At 59.4% G+C, this 16,938-nt stretch carries 11 protein-coding genes and 1 other RNA gene; 9 read left to right on the forward strand and 3 right to left on the reverse strand.

Annotated elements, in window-relative coordinates:
* Window positions 1–4: 4 nt before the first annotated feature.
* Complete coding sequence (locus ACLM42_RS04370) at window positions 5–841, reverse strand: TPM domain-containing protein (RefSeq protein ID WP_247911120.1); 837 nt, start codon at window positions 839–841, stop codon at window positions 5–7.
* A 48-nt stretch (window positions 842–889) separates the two neighbouring features.
* On the opposite strand from ACLM42_RS04370, the gene ACLM42_RS04375 reads away from it, so the two are divergent.
* On the forward strand, window positions 890–2,056 hold the full coding sequence (locus tag ACLM42_RS04375; RefSeq protein WP_415399865.1) for a class I SAM-dependent methyltransferase: 1,167 nt from the start codon (window positions 890–892) through the stop codon (window positions 2,054–2,056).
* On the opposite strand, the gene aroB is transcribed toward ACLM42_RS04375, so the two are convergent.
* A complete protein-coding gene (gene aroB / locus ACLM42_RS04380) occupies window positions 2,053–3,171 on the reverse strand; it encodes a 3-dehydroquinate synthase (RefSeq protein WP_247911118.1) in 1,119 nt (372 codons plus the stop codon). The two genes, ACLM42_RS04375 and aroB, sit on opposite strands and share 4 nt — an antisense overlap.
* 25 nt (window positions 3,172–3,196) lie before the next feature.
* Window positions 3,197–5,023, reverse strand: a complete 1,827-nt coding sequence (gene recQ, locus ACLM42_RS04385; RefSeq protein WP_415399866.1) for a DNA helicase RecQ — start codon at window positions 5,021–5,023, stop codon at window positions 3,197–3,199.
* Between the two features lie 57 nt (window positions 5,024–5,080).
* Between recQ and ACLM42_RS04390 the strand changes: the two genes are divergently transcribed.
* The 8 genes from ACLM42_RS04390 to ACLM42_RS04425 all read left to right on the forward strand — a co-directional run bounded on the left by ACLM42_RS04390 (window position 5,081) and on the right by ACLM42_RS04425 (window position 16,828).
* Window positions 5,081–5,977, forward strand: coding sequence for a carbohydrate ABC transporter permease (locus ACLM42_RS04390; RefSeq protein WP_247911116.1), 897 nt, complete (start codon window positions 5,081–5,083; stop codon window positions 5,975–5,977).
* Between the two features lie 35 nt (window positions 5,978–6,012).
* The gene (locus ACLM42_RS04395; protein ID WP_415399867.1) at window positions 6,013–7,233 is read left to right on the forward strand and encodes a 5-(carboxyamino)imidazole ribonucleotide synthase; all 1,221 of its coding nucleotides are present in this window, start codon (window positions 6,013–6,015) and stop codon (window positions 7,231–7,233) included.
* 15 nt (window positions 7,234–7,248) lie between these two features.
* Window positions 7,249–7,431: non-coding RNA, 6S RNA (gene ssrS / locus ACLM42_RS04400), on the forward strand.
* 556 nt (window positions 7,432–7,987) lie between these two features.
* The gene (locus ACLM42_RS04405) at window positions 7,988–9,673 is read left to right on the forward strand and encodes an iron uptake porin (protein WP_415399868.1); all 1,686 of its coding nucleotides are present in this window, start codon (window positions 7,988–7,990) and stop codon (window positions 9,671–9,673) included.
* 531 nt (window positions 9,674–10,204) lie between these two features.
* A complete protein-coding gene (locus ACLM42_RS04410) occupies window positions 10,205–11,992 on the forward strand; it encodes an iron uptake porin (RefSeq protein WP_415399869.1) in 1,788 nt (595 codons plus the stop codon).
* A gap of 247 nt (window positions 11,993–12,239) precedes the next feature.
* On the forward strand, window positions 12,240–13,892 hold the full coding sequence (locus tag ACLM42_RS04415) for an iron uptake porin (protein WP_415399870.1): 1,653 nt from the start codon (window positions 12,240–12,242) through the stop codon (window positions 13,890–13,892).
* Between the two features lie 1,738 nt (window positions 13,893–15,630).
* Window positions 15,631–16,314 (forward strand): helix-hairpin-helix domain-containing protein, encoded by a 684-nt coding sequence (locus tag ACLM42_RS04420; protein ID WP_415399871.1) that lies wholly within the window; start codon window positions 15,631–15,633, stop codon window positions 16,312–16,314.
* 298 nt (window positions 16,315–16,612) lie between these two features.
* Window positions 16,613–16,828 carry a hypothetical protein gene (locus ACLM42_RS04425; protein ID WP_415399872.1) on the forward strand — a complete coding sequence of 72 codons (216 nt, stop codon included), beginning with the start codon at window positions 16,613–16,615 and terminating at the stop codon, window positions 16,826–16,828.
* The last annotated feature ends 110 nt before the right edge of the window (window positions 16,829–16,938 follow it).

The raw sequence follows: 16,938 nt of genomic DNA on the forward strand, positions 1-16,938 counted from the left end.
TTCTCTAGCCCTGATCGCCTTCCTTCAGTCGGGTCTTGCCGATCGTGTTCTGGGCGATCAGATACGCAACTGCAATCGCTCCGACAAAGCCCAGGGCGTTTCGGAGCAAGGGCAGGAGATCAGAGGTGCGGGTGATGATCGGCGCAACACCGAAGACCCCAAACAAGATCACCCAGAGCGGTGAGAGCAGCAGAACCCAGGCCCACTCCACTGTGTGTTCCGGTTTACGGGGGTAGGCCGCAAACCCGACGATCAAACCACCAAGGATCGAGGTGGCCAGGGTGAGCAGCCATTGCTCTTGGGGCAGGCCAGGAACCACCTGGCAGCCGCCGATCTCCAGGCACCCTTTAACGGCATGGAGCGAGTCGAGCAGAGCCGCATCCTGACCGTGGTCACGGACGTAGTACTGGTTGCCAAAGCGGGTCTGCAGCTCCACCCAATAGGTGCGGGGCATCAAGGCAAAGAGGGCGTCGCCGACGTTGAAATTCAGCAGGTTGCCGCCGCGCTCGTCCGCGATGAGCAGCAGGGATCGCTCATCGAGGCCCCAGAAGTCCTTCACGGCGAGGCCTGGGGTGCGGTCGTACTGGGTCAGGACCCGCAGCTTCCAGCCACTGACGGCTTCAAAGTCGTTGATCTCAGCTTCCAGAGCAGCCCGCTGGTTGTCGGTGAGGATCTTCGCCAGGTCAATCACCGGGGTCGGGTGATCGGGCAGCAGGTCCGGATTGTCAAAGGCCCAGGCCGGAGCAGCCCCCCAGCCCAGCAACAGCGCCAGGCTGAGGGCTAGGCCCACCAGCCAGCCGCGGAGGGCGGAGGCGCTGTGGGCTGCACGCGGCTCGGTCATGGCACCTGCTTCAGTGGCCAGCATTCTCCCTGAGTCCTCCGCAGCGCCGTGAGTTCTGCTTCGTCCCCTCTGCATGCGGCACCCGACTGGCTGACGGAACGGTTGCAGGCTGCCGGTGGCTGGGTCGCCTTCAGTACCTACATGGACTGGGTTCTGCATGACCCAAGCCATGGGGCCTACGGCGCTGGACGCCTGCAGGTTGGGACCTCGGGAGACTTCGCTACCTCGCCGTCCCTGGGGCCTGACTTTGCGGAGCTCTTGCTGCCTCAGCTCCTGCAGTGGTTCGAGCAGCAGCCAGGCCATGGCCCCATGGCCTTGATCGAGACGGGCCCAGGGGAAGGCCACCTCGCCTTGCAGCTTTCTTCGGCCATTGCACGGGAGGCCCCGGAGCTCCTTGAGCGTCTGGAGTTGGTCCTGGTGGAGCCCAACCCCGGGATGGCGGAGCGTCAGCGCGCCCTCTTGGCAGAGGCGCCCCTGCGCTGCAGCTGGCAGTCCTTTGCCCAGCTCAAGGAGAGGCCCCGTGCCGGCGTGATGCTGGCCCATGAAGTGCTGGATGCCCTGGCGGTTGAGCGGGTGCTCTGGGACGGTCAGTGCTGGCGTCTGCAGGGGGTCTCGCTGGTGGGTTCCTCTGAATTGGAACTCGCGGCTGGTCCCCCGCTCAGCGAATCGCTTCGGCTCGAGCTGGAGGCCCTGATCCCTGGGCCCCAGCGTCCTGCCGGCTGGTGCACGGAGCTGCACGTGGGCGTCGGTCCCTGGCTTGAGCAGGCAGCCTCCTCCCTCAGCCATGGGCAGTTGCTCGTGATCGACTATGCCCATGAGGCTTGGCGCTACTACGCCCTCCAGCGCAGCAATGGCACCCTGATGGCCTACCGCCAGCAGCAGGCCAGTGATGACCCCCTGCAGGAGCCAGGCCAATGGGACCTGACGGCACATCTGTGTCTAGAGACCGTCGAACGTGCCGCCGCTGCCAGCGGCTGGCGTGTGCTCGGACAGCGGCGCCAGGGTGAAGCCCTGCTGGCTTTAGGTCTGGCCCAGCGTTTGCACGCCCTGCAGCAGGGATCACCGGCGGAGTTGGCCGATCTACTCGGTCGCCGCGAAGCCCTGCTGCGCTACGTCGACCCCTCGGCTCTCGGAGATTTTCGTTGGATTGCCCTGCAGCGTTCTGCCGAGGCCATGGCTCAGCCCCTGTTCTTGCAGGATCCGCCCCTGGGCTAGGCGCAGCGAGATAGGGCTGCCAGCACCTGTTCGGGCGCCACGTCACTGCGGATCTCCACGGTGCCGATCGCTGTGGGAAGCACGAAGCGCACGCGGCCATCGCGCACCTTCTTGTCCCCTTGGAGGCAGCGCAGGACCGCCTCTGGCTCGAGCTCGGGCCAGCGCATCGGCAGACCTGCCGCTTTGATGACGGCCCGTTGCCGGCGTTGGTCCTCGGCATTCCAGAGACCCAACTCCAGGCTGAGCTCGCCAGCGGCGACCATGCCGATCCCCACGGCCTCGCCATGGAGATAGGTGCCGTAGCCGCAGAGGGCCTCGACCACGTGGCCGAGGGTGTGCCCGTAATTAAGGATGGCCCGCAGGCCCCCTTCCCGTTCATCCGCTGCGACGACCTTGGCCTTGGCGGCGGCGGAGCGCTCCAGGATGCTGCTCAGCAGGTCTCCAGGCAGGGTCGCCATGGACGCCAAGTGTTCAGCGGCTTCCTCCAGTTCGCGGAAGAGCTCCGGGTCACCGATGACGCCGTACTTGATCACCTCGGCCATCCCAGCGCGGAACTCCCGCTCCGGCAGGGTGGCCAGGGTGGCTGGATCAATCAGGACCAGCTTGGGCTGGTGGAAGGCCCCAATCAGGTTCTTGCCTCCGGGGTGGTTCACGCCGGTTTTGCCTCCGATCGAGGCATCGACCATGGCCAGCAGGGTCGTGGGCACCTGGACCACGGCGATGCCCCGCAGCCAGCTCGCTGCGGCGAAGCCCGCCATGTCACCCACCACGCCCCCGCCGAGGGCGACGATCAAGGACCCCCGCTCCAACTTTTGGGCGAAGGCTGCGTCGTGAATCTGCGCGACGGTGTCTGGGGTCTTCTGGTCTTCCCCGGCCTCGATCACGAGGAGCTCAGCCTCGAAGCCCGCTGCCTGGAGGCTGCCCAAGGCCTTGGCCCCGTAGTGCTGATTCACCACGGGATTGGTCACGATCAGGACCTTGATGCCCGCTTTGATGCCCTGGCCCAGGATCTGCTGGCCGAGGCCCGAGAGCGCTCCGCGTCCGATCACCACGGGATAGGGATTCGCGCTGAGCGCCACCTCGATGGTGCGGATCGCGGCGGCCGTGGCGCTCATGGAACAACCCTGCAGTCGCTAGAGGCTATCCGTCGCTTGTTGCCGTCAGCACCTCCAGCAGTGCTGCGCCGTAGCGCTCCTGTTTGGCGTTGCCGATGCCGCTCACGCCTGCGAGTTCGCTGAGGGATCCGGGACGAAGCGCCGCTAACTCCACCAGGGTCCGGTCATGGAACACCACATAGGGCGGTACGCCCTGCTCACGCGCCTGCTCGCGTCGCCAGCTCTTCAGGGCCGCCAGCAGTGGGTCATCTTCTGCCACGGCCGCATCGCTCGTGATGCTGCGGCGCCGTTGCTCCTTCGCTGGCGGCGGCAGCACCAGATTCAGCTCCCGCTCGCCCCTCAGCAGCGGCTGAACCAGCTCGGGTGGACCGAAACACAGCCCCCCCTTGGCGTCCTCCGGGGAATGGAGGGCCCCAAGACTCACCAGCTGCCGCAGCAGAGCCCGCCACTGGCCCCGGTCCAGTTCCTTGCCGATCCCGTACACACTCAGCTGCTGGTGCCCCAGCGATCGGATGCGCTCGGTGTTGGCGCCGAGCAGCACGTCCACCACGTGGCCCGCTCCGAAGCGTTGGCCGGTCCGATACACAGCCGAAAGCCCTTTCTGCGCCGCGACGCGGCAGTCGCTGCGCTGCTTGGGTTCAAGGCAGCCATCGCAGTTGTTGCAGGGCTCGGCCAGCTCCTCGCCGAAATGGCTGAGCAGCACCTGACGCCGGCAGCCGCTGGCTTCGCTGTAGGCGATTAGGGCCTCGAGCTTCCCGCGCTCGATGCGCTTCTGCTCCTCACTGGCTCCTGAGTCATCGATGAAGCGGCGCAGCTGTGGGATGTCGCCTGCGCCGTGGGCCATCCAGGCCACCGCCGGTAGGCCATCGCGACCCGCCCGACCGGTTTCTTGGTAGTAGGCCTCGAGGCTTTTGGGCAGGTCCACGTGGGCCACAAAGCGCACATCGGGTTTGTCGATCCCCATGCCAAAGGCGATCGTGGCGACCACGACCACGCCGCTGCCAAGGCGGAAGCGCTGCAGGGCCTCCCGCCGTGACTCGGCGTCCATTCCGGCGTGGTAGGCGATGGCATCGATGCCAGCGGCCTTGAGTTCTGCGGCCACGCGGTCCACACGGTTGCGGGAGCGGGCGTAGACAATCCCCGATTCGCCGCGGTGCTCCGCCAGGAACTGCAGCAGCTGCGCATGACCGCCTTGTTTGTGGCGCAGCGTGTAGCGGATGTTGGGCCGATCGAAGCTGGCCAGAAACACCTCGCCCTGCTGCAGCTGCAGGCGCTCGCGGATGTCCAGCTGGGTGCGCGGGTCGGCGGTCGCGGTCAGGGCCAGCCGCGGCACCTGGGGAAAGCGCTTCGCGAGCTGATCGAGTTGGCGGTATTCAGGCCGGAAGTCATGTCCCCACTGCGAGACGCAATGGGCCTCATCGATGGCAAAGAGGGCCAGCGGCATGGATCCCAGTCGCTCCAGCACATCACCGCTGAAGAGTCGCTCCGGCGAGACATAGATCAGATCAAGCTCGCCGTTCCCGAGCTGCCGCCAGATGGTTTGGCTTGCGCCGACCTCGAGGCCGGAATGCAGGGCGGCGGCCGCAACACCGAGTTGCTGCAGCGCTTCCACCTGATCCTGCATCAGGGCGATCAGCGGAGAGACCACCACGGCCAGCCCAGGCGTGCAGAGGGCCGGTACCTGGTAGCAGAGGGATTTGCCGCCGCCGGTGGGCATCAACACCAACCCCGATCCGCCGCCGAGCACATGGCGCACGATCGCCTCTTGCGGGCCGCGGAAGCTGGCGTAGCCGAACACCCGTTGCAGCACCTCCAGCGGATCGCTGCTTGGCTGGGCCGGGCTACTCAGCATGGGGCGACTGGCTGATCGGAAAAGATCCACCACAATGGCGCGATCAAGGCTGGCTGCATGGCTGAGCGTTCCCTCCGTACCGGTGCTTCCTCCGCCACCGCCTGGTCCTTTCTGGCGCCGGCGCTGCTGCTGATTTCCCTCTCGGTGCTGATCCCAGCGGCGATGGCCCTGGTGATGAGCTTCACCCAGACCGGTTTGGACGTCTCTGAACCCCTCCGTTTTGTTGGCCTAGCCAACGTGCGGCGCCTGTTGGCGGATCCGATGTTCTTCAAGGTCCTGGGGACGACCTTGGCCTATCTCTTTGGGGTGGTGCCGCCGGTGGTGCTGGGGGCGCTCGCGTTGGCGGTCCTGGTGAACCGTCAGCTTCCAGGGATCCACTGGTTTCGGGCCGCCTTCTACACCCCGGTGCTGGTCTCGATCGTGGTGGCGGCGATTGCCTTCCGTTGGCTCTACGCCGAGAACGGCTTGATTAATGGATGGCTCGGCACGCTCTTGGGTCCTGGTTTTGAGCCGATTGGCTTCCTCACCAACCCATTGCTGGCGCTTCCGGCCGTGATGCTTGTGACCCTCTGGAAGGGCCTGGGGTATTACATGGTGATCTTCCTGGCCGGTCTCCAGGGGATCCCGGGCGATCTCTATGAGGCCGCGGAGCTCGACGGCAGTGAGGGTTGGCGTAAGCACCTCGACATCACGCTGCCCCTTCTGCGTCCCTACGTCACCTTGGTGGCGGTGATCTCAGCGATTGCGGCCACCAAGGTGTTTGAGGAGGTCTATCTGATGACCCAGGGGGGACCCGCGAACAGCACGAAGACCCTGGTGTATTACGTCTACGACCAGGCCTTCGCCGAGCTGGAGATCAGCTACGCCTGCACGGTTGGTCTGGCCCTGTTCGTGATCGTGCTGCTGTTGTCACTGGTTCGCTTCCTGTTTGCAGGCGATCGCGGCTTGACCTAGTGCATGCGACATTGAACGATTGGAGCTCAAGGCGCATGGGCCCTGCGATCGGCATCGTCGGCGGCGGGCAGTTGGCCTGGATGCTTGCCGAGGCTGCCCAGCGCCGGCAGATCGCCCTGCAGGTTCAAACCCCCTCCACCGATGACCCCGCCGCCGCCTTGGCCGCGGGGGTCGTGGAGGCAGCCGTTCGCGATGTGGCGGGCACGGCGGAGCTGGCGACACGCTGCTCGGCCATCAGCTTTGAGAACGAGTGGATTGATCTGGAGGGCCTGGCGCCACTGGAGGCCCAAGGGGTCCAGTTCGTCCCCAGCTTGAGTGCTCTGCAACCCCTGGTTTGCAAGCGCAACCAGCGGGAGCTACTGCGGCGGTTGAATTTGCCTTCGCCGCGTTGGTTTCCGCTCACCGCGGCCTGCCCGCCAAAGTCAACACCTGTTACGTCCGCGCCGCCCCGGAGCCAAGCGGTGTGCCCCGAGGGATTCAGCTTTCCCTTGATGGCCAAGGCAGCGACCGGCGGTTACGACGGCAAGGGCACCGCGATCCTTCAGGGTCTCGATGACTTGGCGGCCTTAATCGCTCGGGTTGATCCCGAAAACTGGATCGTTGAGGAGTTTGTCGCGTTCGAGCAGGAACTCGCCCTGGTGGCCGCTCGCGATCGCTTCGGTGAGGTGGTCTGTCTGCCGTTGGTTCAAACCCACCAGCATCAGCAGGTCTGTGATTGGGTGCTGGCCCCTGTGGAAGCCAGCCATGCCTTGCAGCAGGCCGCCCGCAACATCGCCGCATCCCTCCTGACCTCCCTGGACTACGTCGGGGTGCTCTCACTGGAGTTTTTCTATGGGCGCCAAGGATTGCTCATCAACGAGCTGGCCCCTCGGACCCACAACTCCGGTCACTATTCGATCGAGGCCAGCAGCTGCAGCCAGTTCGACCTGCAACTGCTCAGCGTGAGCGGTCAGGCCGTACCAGAACCGTCCTTGCAGGTTCCTGGTGCCTTGATGGTCAATCTCTTGGGCTTTGAGCGGCGTTCCGCTGATGACCCCGAGGCGGACTATGGCCGTCAGCGTCACGCTTTGGCGTCCCTGGACGATGCCCACCTTCACTGGTATGGCAAAAGGGGGTCCTCCCTCGGACGGAAGTTGGGCCATTTGACCGTCTTGCTGCGGTCCAGCGAAGCGCAACAACGCCGCCAGGAAGCGATGGAACGTCTGCAGCAGATCCGGGCGATTTGGCCCTTGCCGGAGGAGACAGTGGCTGCCTAGTGGGCCTAAGATTTCGGAGGACTGCTGTGTTGGTCACTGCCTTTTACAGTTTTCTGATCTGACTCCCTTTTCGACTTGGGGCGTCTGTCGCGACAGTGCCGTAGACCGGCCTCGTAGCCGGAAACGAATCTTCGCTTTGACTCCCCTTCTGGTTTATCCAGGTCGGAATCTGGGGCAGAACGGCACAGCGGTTCACCCCTTTGCTGCAACGGGGTTCTCAGCGTTCTTAATAAGCGTTTTGCACCCACAACTTGCACCAACAACTTGATCAGCGCAGCTAATCGGTCAAGCCACTGCTCGATTTCTTCAACACAGATTCACCAGCCGCAAGATATGGCTCATTCTCAATAAACTCTTGCTATTGAGAATCGTTTAGCCCTTGCTGTGTTTGTGGAGCCAATCCCAGATTCAAATAGGGGCAGTCAGCGCCCACACGCTTTCCTTGCTGGGATCCAGGGGCTTCTATGTCCAGCTCACTAAAAAGACCACTGTTGGCCCTTGGTTGGCCACCCCGCCCCTCCTCAGCTCAACAACGAGAACGGGGGATAGGGGTGATTCAAGACGAGGTCAGTACCGAATAGGGGCTGGGAAATATCTGCTGGACATATCCGGGCTGTCTGTATGAGGAATGGAGTGCCGCTGGCTACTTAGCGGTGAGCTGGCTGGCACAGAGGGTGTTCGCACCAATCGCTTTCGGGGTCATTTTGTATTAACGATCACTTGTGGTCGTATTCCTCGTTTGGTGTGAGGACCAATGAAACTGTTCCAGAAGCTTCTTCTGGCGCCTGCAGCTCTGGGCCTTCTGGCTCCTGTTGCTGCAAACGCCGCTGATGTCAACATCGCTGGCCTGAGCCAGTACGGCACCGAAGAGCAGGTGACTTCGATCACCCAGTTCTCCGACGTGCAGCCCACCGACTGGGCTTATCAGGCACTGAGCAACCTGATCGAGCGCTACGGCTGCGTCGCTGGCTACCCCAACGGCACCTACCGCGGCAACCGTGCGATGACCCGCTATGAAGCGGCCGCACTGCTGAACGCTTGCCTCGACCGGATCACTGAGGTGACCGACGAGCTCAAGCGCCTGATGAAGGAATTCGAGCGTGAGCTGGCTGTGCTCCGCGGCCGCGTGGACGGCCTCGAGGCCCGCGTGGGCGAACTGGAAGCCACCCAGTTCTCCACCACCACCAAGCTGCGTGGTCAGGCCACCTTCGTTCTCGGCGCTAACGCCTTCTCTGGCACCAGCACCCAGAACTCGGCTCTGCCCTTCAACAACAACTACAACCGCGCGAATTACGGCGCGACCGTCTTCAACTACGACGTTCGCCTGAACTTCGACACCAGCTTCACCGGCAAGGACCTGCTGCGCACCACCCTGCGCGCCGACAACTTCTTCGGTGCTGACGGTCACGGTGATCACACCCACGCCAGCCCTTACGGCTATGGCCTGACCTTCCTGGAGGTGGCGACCAACGCCCCCACCCAGAACAACGTGGTCGAGGTCAACCGCCTCTTCTACAACTTCCCCCTTGGCGATAGCTTCAGCGTCAACGTTGGTGCTCGCGTCCGCATGGACGACGCCGGCATGCTCGGCATGTGGCCCAGCGTCTACCCCGCTGACAGCGTCCTCGACGTCTTCACCTACGCCGGTGCCCCTGGCGCATACAACACCAGCTATGGCCTCGGTGCTGGTGCCGGTATCGTCTACAACGACGTGCTTGGCGCTGATGGTTGGACCCTGTCCACCAACTACGTCTCCGCCAACGGTGGTAGCGGCAACCCCACCCTCGGGACTGCTGGCAACGGTGGCATCGGAACCGAAGCTTCCTCGAGCACCTCGGTGACTCAGCTGGGTTACACCGGCGGCAAGTTCCCCGTGGTTGGCGGTAGTGCCTGGGGCTTTGCAGCTGCCTATGCCTACAGCCAGAACATGGCTTTGCCTATCGGCACCCCTCTGGCCTTGGTTTACGGCGGCACTGGCACCACCAACAGCTTTGGTCTGAGCGGCTACTGGGTTCCCGAGAGCACCGGTTGGATCCCCTCGGTCAGCACCGGTTGGGGTACCAGCTCCATCCAGAATGGCCCCCTCTACACCAATACCTGGGCTAAGGCTCAGTCCTGGTATGTCGGTCTGCAGTGGCCCGACACCTTCGTGAAGGGTAATGACCTTGGCATGGCCGTTGGCCAGGCTCCGTTCATCACTAACAAGGGTAAGAGCACCGAGTTTGCTACCGCTAACGGTGTGAACACCCCGTTGGACTCCAACTACATGTGGGAGTGGTGGTACAAGTTCCAGGTGACCGACAACATCACGGTGACCCCGGCTCTCTACTACATCAACAACTACGATGGTATGGCTGGCAAGAAAAACACCCGCACCGGTGCTCGCAACGCCACCGACACTGTGTTCGGCGGCCTGCTGAAGACCACCTTCAAGTTCTGATTTATAGAGTCAACGCTCTTATAATCAGTTGCTTCTCACACCACAGTGGCCCCGGTTTCGACCGGGGCTTTGTTTTTTGTGGTTCACAACACTGATGACATCAGTCTTAAATGCAGAAAGTATTAATAGTGTTTCGGGGCTGATCTATTATGCCGCTAAAAGTATCCAGTCTATCTGGTTTATACCTCTTGCATATGGCCTGAACTATCTGTGGCGGTTGGTCAAGGTCCTGGATATTAGGTGATCATTCTTGTCCAATTTCCATGATGACACTTTTGCCAAACTCTGTATCCATCAGGCATGATAGATAGAGTTGCTTCTTGAGACTTGGATGAACCCCAACCCTGGCTTTAGTCGGGGTTTTTCACGGACAATCTCAGCAAGAAAATACAGATCACCGACCCTTTGGGAGTGCCTCTGGCTACTTGGCAGTGAGTTGGCTGGCACAGAGGAAACTCGTCCCAATCGCTTTTCGGTCATTTTGTATCAGCGATCACATTTGGTCGTATTCCTTGTTTGGTGTGAGGCCCAATGAAACTGTTCCAGAAGCTTCTTCTGGCGCCTGCAGCTCTGGGCCTTCTGGCTCCTGTTGCTGCAAACGCCGCTGATGTCAACATCGCTGGCCTGAGCCAGTACGGCACCGAAGAGCAGGTGACTTCGATCACCCAGTTCTCCGACGTGCAGCCCACCGACTGGGCTTATCAGGCACTGAGCAACCTGATCGAGCGCTACGGCTGCGTCGCTGGCTACCCCAACGGCACCTACCGCGGCAACCGTGCGATGACCCGCTATGAAGCGGCCGCACTGCTGAACGCTTGCCTCGACCGGATCACTGAGGTGACCGACGAGCTCAAGCGCCTGATGAAGGAATTCGAGCGTGAGCTGGCTGTGCTCCGCGGCCGCGTGGACGGCCTCGAAGCCCGCGTGGGCGAGCTGGAAGCGACCCAGTTCTCCACCACCACAAAGCTGCGCGGTCAGAGCACGTTTGTTCTGGGTGCAAACAGCTTTGGTGGTACCCAGTACCCCAACCCGGTTGCGGTTCAGCGTCCCGGCCGTGCTCCCAGCGGCTTAACTCGTAATCCTGATCAAATTGGATCCGAATCATCTCCAGTAGGAACTAACTCCTTGTCTCTTTACGGAGATGAAGTCGGGACGACGCAATATCTAAAACGTCAATTTGGTGCTACCACGTTTAACTATGACCTTCGCCTGAACCTCGACACCAGCTTCACAGGTAAAGATCTTCTGCGCACCACCCTGCGTGGCGGAAACTTCTGGAGCTCCAGCAACGCCTATGCCAACGGACTGACCACTCTTGAAGTGGCTGTGAATGAACCCACCAGCCCCAACGTGGTGGAAGTCAATCGCCTCTTCTATAACTTCCCTGTCGGCAAGGAATTCAGTGTCACCGTCGGTGGGTTAGTCCGCATGGATGACGCCGGCATGATTGGCATGTGGCCCAGCGTTTATCCCGCTGACACCATCCTCGACTTCTTCACCTTCGCTGGTGCACCCGGTACCTACAACACCAACGGTCTGGGCTCTGGTGCCGGTATTTCATGGAACAACGTTTTGGGCGCCAAGGGTTGGACCCTGTCCACCAACTACGTCGCCATCAACGGCAACGTTGGCAATCCGAACCAGGGCGGCATCATGACCGATGGCTCCAGCAGCACCTCGGTCACCCAGTTGGGCTTCACCGGCGAGAAGGCTCCCCTGGTGGGCGGCAGCGCCTGGGGTATCGCAGCGGCCTACACCTACAGCCAGAACCTGGAGATCGCCTCAGGAACTCTTTTGGCGTTGTACGCATCCGACGGAGGTGTTGGGACAAGTACTTCCAATAACGTTGGGATAAGCGGCTACTGGATTCCAACACAAGCTGGTTGGATACCTTCTGTTAGCACAGGGTGGGGAATCAGTACGTTCAATCCAAAAGATAACTCGTTGACAATAAATGGTAATACGTACAGGCCAAATATTTCCCCGCAGGCAAGTTCTTGGTATGTTGGCTTGCAGTGGCCTGACGCATTTACAAAGGGAAACGACCTGGGTGTGGCCGTTGGGCAAGCACCTTTTATAACCAGAAACGGTGGTGGTGATCATAGTAAGGTCTGGGGAACAAATGGCAATCTCGACTCCAACTACATGTGGGAGTGGTGGTATAAGTTCCAGGTGTCAGACAACATTAACGTCACCCCTGCTCTGTACTACATAAACAACTATGGCGGACAGATAGGTCGAATAAACTACTCCAATGGCAGCTACAGTGCTTCCAATAATCTTTTTGGAGGTCTTGTAAAAACCACCTTTAAGTTCTGATACATACTATCTGCGACTCTCCTCTCACGCATAGGGCCCCATCACCTCGTTCTATAACCCTGGCTTTAGTCGGGGTTTTTTCATGGACAATCTCAGCACGAAAATACAGATCACCGACCCTTTGGGAGTGCCGCTGGCTACTTGGCAGTGAGCTGGCTGGCACAGAGGAAGCTCGTGCCAATCGCTTTTCGGTCATTTTGTATCAGCGATCACATTTGGTCGTATTCCTCGTTTGGTGTGAGGCCCAATGAAACTGTTCCAGAAGCTTCTTCTGGCGCCTGCAGCTCTGGGCCTTCTGGCTCCTGTTGCTGCAAACGCCGCTGATGTCAACATCGCTGGCCTGAGCCAGTACGGCCCCTCTTCTGCGTCAGGCAGAGCAGCCGAGCAGGTGACTTCGATCACCCAGTTCTCCGACGTGCAGCCCACCGACTGGGCTTATCAGGCACTGAGCAACCTGATCGAGCGCTACGGCTGCGTCGCTGGCTACCCCAACGGCACCTACCGCGGCAACCGTGCGATGACCCGCTATGAAGCGGCCGCACTGCTGAACGCTTGCCTCGACCGGATCACTGAGGTGACCGACGAGTTGAAGCGCCTGATGAAGGAATTCGAGCGTGAGCTGGCTGTGCTCCGCGGCCGCGTGGACGGCCTCGAAGCCCGCGTGGGCGAGCTGGAAGCGACCCAGTTCTCCACCACCACAAAGCTGCGCGGTCAAAGCACGTTTGTTCTGGGTGCATTGAATTTTGGAGGGACGAATACGACATCCCGCGACCTTTACAACCAACGACAAGGGGGCACAACATTTAATTACGACGTCAGACTCAACTTTGACACCAGTTTTACAGGAACAGATCTGCTTCGAACGACGCTTCGTACGGGAAACTTTTCAAGCTCTGGCTTCGGCAACGGCCGATATCCATGGCAGCTTGAAGCGGCATTTCAGGAGTGCACTATCGGTTATGACTGTGAAAATACTCTTAATGTAAACAGACTGTTCTACAGGTTTAATGCCTCTAAAGACATAGTCCTAGGTGTCGGTGGCTTGATCAGGCAAGACGACCTTCTTGCCATGTGGCCAAGCGTCTATCCCGCTGATTCAATACTTGACTTTTTCACCAGGGCAGGCGCCCCTGGTGCCTACAGCTTGAATCTTGGATCTGGTGCTGGCGGATGGCTCAAGAAGGGTGACTGGAGCTTGAGTGCTAGTTATATCGCGGCAACAGGAAATGCTGGCAACCCATCAGGCTGGGGTCGAGATAAAGGAGGAATTGGAACTCGCTATTCCAATGCAACAGGGTCTGTTCAACTGGGCTATCAGAAAGAGCAATGGGGTGCGGCAGCCTTATACAACTACACAACCCCCTTTGATTACAGCCAGGTTTATGGTGGTGGTGCAACCCGTGCAGCCGCGTTTGTCCCTGCAATCGCAGATAGCACGAACTCCTTTGCATTGAGCGCATACTGGCAGCCGTCGAACGCCGGGCTCGTGCCATCAATCAGTGCGGGTTGGGGATGGAATTCGAGCAATGGCTTTTCAGCATCAACACTGCCAAACGTGTCTTACCTTAAACCAGTATTTTCAAACTGGAAAGGGAACATTACCTCTCAGTCATGGTCCGTTGGCCTCCAATGGGATGACGTTTTGGTGAAGGGGAATGAACTGGGTATGGGTGTTGGCCAAATGACATTTATCACGAGCGGAATTGATCTGCCAGCAACCGACGGAAACTATGCATGGGAATGGTGGTACAAGCTGCAGATGACTGATAACATCTCCGTCACGCCAGCACTTTTTTACCAAAGCAGGCCGTATGGTGCGGTCTCTGGTCGTCGCTCAGACAATCCCACCAGCACCTTCTCAGCTCTAGGCGGACTGATTAAGACAACATTTAAATTCTAAATCAGTACTTTTAGAGGCTTGTAAGTTGAAGGACCAGGATGGCATCCTGGTCCTTTTTCTTTCGCAGTCATAGGTTGGTAAGACTTAGGCTTAAGGAATTACAAAGTGCACCATCTAGATATCTTTTCGCATCGCAGAGATCTATTGTTAGCAGTATGCCTGCCCTGGTCAGTGTAGTTTCGTTGATGAGCATCTTTTCCTGAGGCTATTTCTGATGCATTGGAGGCTTGAACATCACATCTCATCCCTATGCTTGCCATTTCTTACCCTTGCGCGCATCAAGATTACAGTGCATGACTCATGAGATTCGCAGTCAACCAAACCAAAGACTGCCATTAGTGTGGTTGCCATTTCTTCTTATGGTGACAACGTTAGTGGCTCAGTCTTGTGCACTTGAAAAAGTTCCTTCTGTTGGCTGCTCTAAGTGGAGCATGCTCTGCTTTCATTGCTGAAATCCCAGCCGTTGCAGAAGAAATTAGGACTGATCAGGAGTCTTACTTATCGCAAGCTAGCTTGACGGATAGAACTAAGACAACGATAGGGATTCAGGCTCGAGGCCAAGCTGCTGGCATGCCTAATCAGGCTGGTGTCGGAGGATTTGTCCCACTATATACAACAGCTAATAGCGTCTTGTTTGCTGATATTCAAGGCAATGTCAGCTTCCCAGACGTCGGTGACATTTCAAGCGTTGTCAATACGACTATCTCGGGCTCAGCGATTCGACATCGTCTCGCCTTGGTTATCGCTGGTTGAATGGCGATTAAAGATGGATGTATGGCTAATGCTGGGTACGATACTCGACCTGTTACCAACAGCGGAATTAATAGTGGGGTCACTGTTGGAGGAGAGAAGACATTCTTATTTCAGCAAGTAGGCATTAATGCGGAGGCTATAGAAGGTTGCTTTCGCATTGCTAGAAATCAAGAGTTCCAGCAGTTCCTGCATCCTCTTGCTGGAGGAGGGGCTCCGTCTCACCATTTAGCCATCAATATTCGGCACGACGTCACGCTGACAGTTTTAGTTCAACCATGGAAGGCGGCCACAGGGGCATATGAACTCCTCGCTGCTACGTGAAGGTGCTTCTGAAACTTGCGTCTGGGACTACCGCAACGGGTTATCTCACGAATTCTTGCTGCACTTGATCGTAGTTTCGAATCCGGTCGCTGGACTTCATTTACGCGCGGACACGCTGGCGCATGGACTTGCGGCCGCCCTGCTGCAATAGCTTCAGTTCATGCCAGCGCATCTGCTTCCATCATCGCGGGATCCACGCACCACGTGACTGCCGAGGAGCAAACAGTCGAAGAGCTTCTGCACCTACAGGCCTTTCGGCGACAGGCCAGAGCAATTGTGATCGCTCGACCATTGCATAGGACTTGGGTGGATGGCACAGCGATTCACCGCCATCGCAGCGCAGTCCTCTCGGGCCATGGACTCACCAGACCCTTCAGCCTGCACAGGCGCCGCTGACGCCATTTGTCAAAAAGAGGTGTGAGAGAGGCAGTAGGCGTGACCCCACCCACCAAATCAAGCAACCACGCAAGACAGGGTCTCCCCCTCACACCAAAACAATAGACAAGGACAGGTTGGCCACCTTGACCTTTCCCTGGGACTGTCCCCTGATCCTCTGGGTCTGGCTTTTCGTGATGGATGGAGCTTGCCGACACATCCTTTTGGTTGAGTGGCTGGAGCATGCGTCGCTACAGCAAGGGATCAGATGCCCCAATAGCGTCCGGCCATGATCTGGCCGTGGATTAGTTCCCTTCTGTCTTTTCCCCGGTCTGCTGGTGCAACCGCACCAGAATCCATTGCTCAGCCATCGCAACCCGAATCCACGAATGGTGTTGCGACTCAACCCATCGCCTTCTGGCGCTATTACGCCCGACTCAGTTTTCAGACGCCCCTGACCGACCTCAAGCGAGACGGCGAGGTCCGAAGACAGCATCCTCCCAAGCTCCAACCGATTCAGCGCAGTGGCAAGGGATGCGGCGATTGGATTCCCTATCGATCCGATGGCTTTGTCGCCGTGGCTGAACTCAGCTCCGCTCAGATGGAGTGCTGGACCGCAGAGTCAGGCGTCCAGCGTGAGCCGAAGCTCAGGCTTCTCATCCGCTTCCGCGAGATCTTCGAGAGCAAGGTCCTGCACGTGGATCAGAAACTCATGCAGATCTATGCCCTCGTTGATCAGGACGGCGCTCGGTCGGTGGCCTCCAGCCTGATGGGCGAGCACTTTCCAGACGATGTCTTTGTCGCTGAGCTGACCACACTGCGAGGTATTGGCCTTCAAAAAGCACTGCACCTTTGGAATGCCGGTCTTCGGACACCAGCCATGGTTCAAGCCGCCTCAGACGCCGAACTACGCGCGATTCGCGGCATCGGTCCCAAACTCATCGCTCAGATTCGTTCCCAAGCAGTGGCCTGAAGATCAGGGAAAACAAGGTCGCTGCCTTGCTTCCCTCGCCCAACTCATTGCCAGCAAACCCAAGGGCTTCACGTTGATAGGCGGTTTCGTGCAGCGGGCGCCCTTGGCACTGCGTTTGCGGTTGGTTGGTTTTTTGAGTTCCTGGATCTTGGGTTGGGCCCTTAATTCGTTGTTGAGACGGGGTTGATCTGGGGTCATGGTGAAGTCCCAGTTGTCCTCGAAGACTGCCAGTTCTGCATCAGCTGACAAGGGTCTCACCTGTTCCCAGACTTCAGGGGGTCAGAACAGGATTCGCTCGATGACGCAGCGACTGTTAATTGCCCTCGGCTGCAGCCTGGGCTTGTTGGTCTCACCAGTGCTCGCGGAGGTCAATCAACCCGCTTCGGCGGAGGCCCAAGAGCACCTCAGCGATTGGGAGCGAAGGGAGCTGGCCCGCCAGCAACGGAAACGCATGGAAGCCAGACGCTGCATTAGTGATTGGAGGCTCGGTCTCTGCAGTCGCTCTTACCGTTAGGCCTTTCTGAGCGAAGCCGCAGTGGGGGATGTCAGCGTCGTCTCAGTTGCGCTGATCGCGGCGGGGCTCAGTGCGACCTGGCTGGTGCTCTTTTACGGCTTCACGCGGAC

It is taken from the genome of Synechococcus sp. W4D4 (genome assembly GCF_047716805.1).
Lineage (GTDB): Bacteria > Cyanobacteriota > Cyanobacteriia > PCC-6307 > Cyanobiaceae > Vulcanococcus.

Coding starts and splice junctions, on each gene's coding strand:
- ACLM42_RS04370 (WP_247911120.1), bottom strand. CDS start 841: ATGACCGAGCCGCGTGCAGCCCACAGCGCCTCCGCCCTCCGCGGCTGG.
- aroB (WP_247911118.1), bottom strand. CDS start 3,171: ATGAGCGCCACGGCCGCCGCGATCCGCACCATCGAGGTGGCGCTCAGC.
- recQ (WP_415399866.1), bottom strand. CDS start 5,023: ATGCTGAGTAGCCCGGCCCAGCCAAGCAGCGATCCGCTGGAGGTGCTG.
- ACLM42_RS04390 (WP_247911116.1), top strand. CDS start 5,081: ATGGCTGAGCGTTCCCTCCGTACCGGTGCTTCCTCCGCCACCGCCTGG.
- ACLM42_RS04395 (WP_415399867.1), top strand. CDS start 6,013: ATGGGCCCTGCGATCGGCATCGTCGGCGGCGGGCAGTTGGCCTGGATG.
- ACLM42_RS04405 (WP_415399868.1), top strand. CDS start 7,988: ATGAAACTGTTCCAGAAGCTTCTTCTGGCGCCTGCAGCTCTGGGCCTT.
- ACLM42_RS04410 (WP_415399869.1), top strand. CDS start 10,205: ATGAAACTGTTCCAGAAGCTTCTTCTGGCGCCTGCAGCTCTGGGCCTT.
- ACLM42_RS04415 (WP_415399870.1), top strand. CDS start 12,240: ATGAAACTGTTCCAGAAGCTTCTTCTGGCGCCTGCAGCTCTGGGCCTT.
- ACLM42_RS04420 (WP_415399871.1), top strand. CDS start 15,631: ATGATCTGGCCGTGGATTAGTTCCCTTCTGTCTTTTCCCCGGTCTGCT.
- ACLM42_RS04425 (WP_415399872.1), top strand. CDS start 16,613: ATGACGCAGCGACTGTTAATTGCCCTCGGCTGCAGCCTGGGCTTGTTG.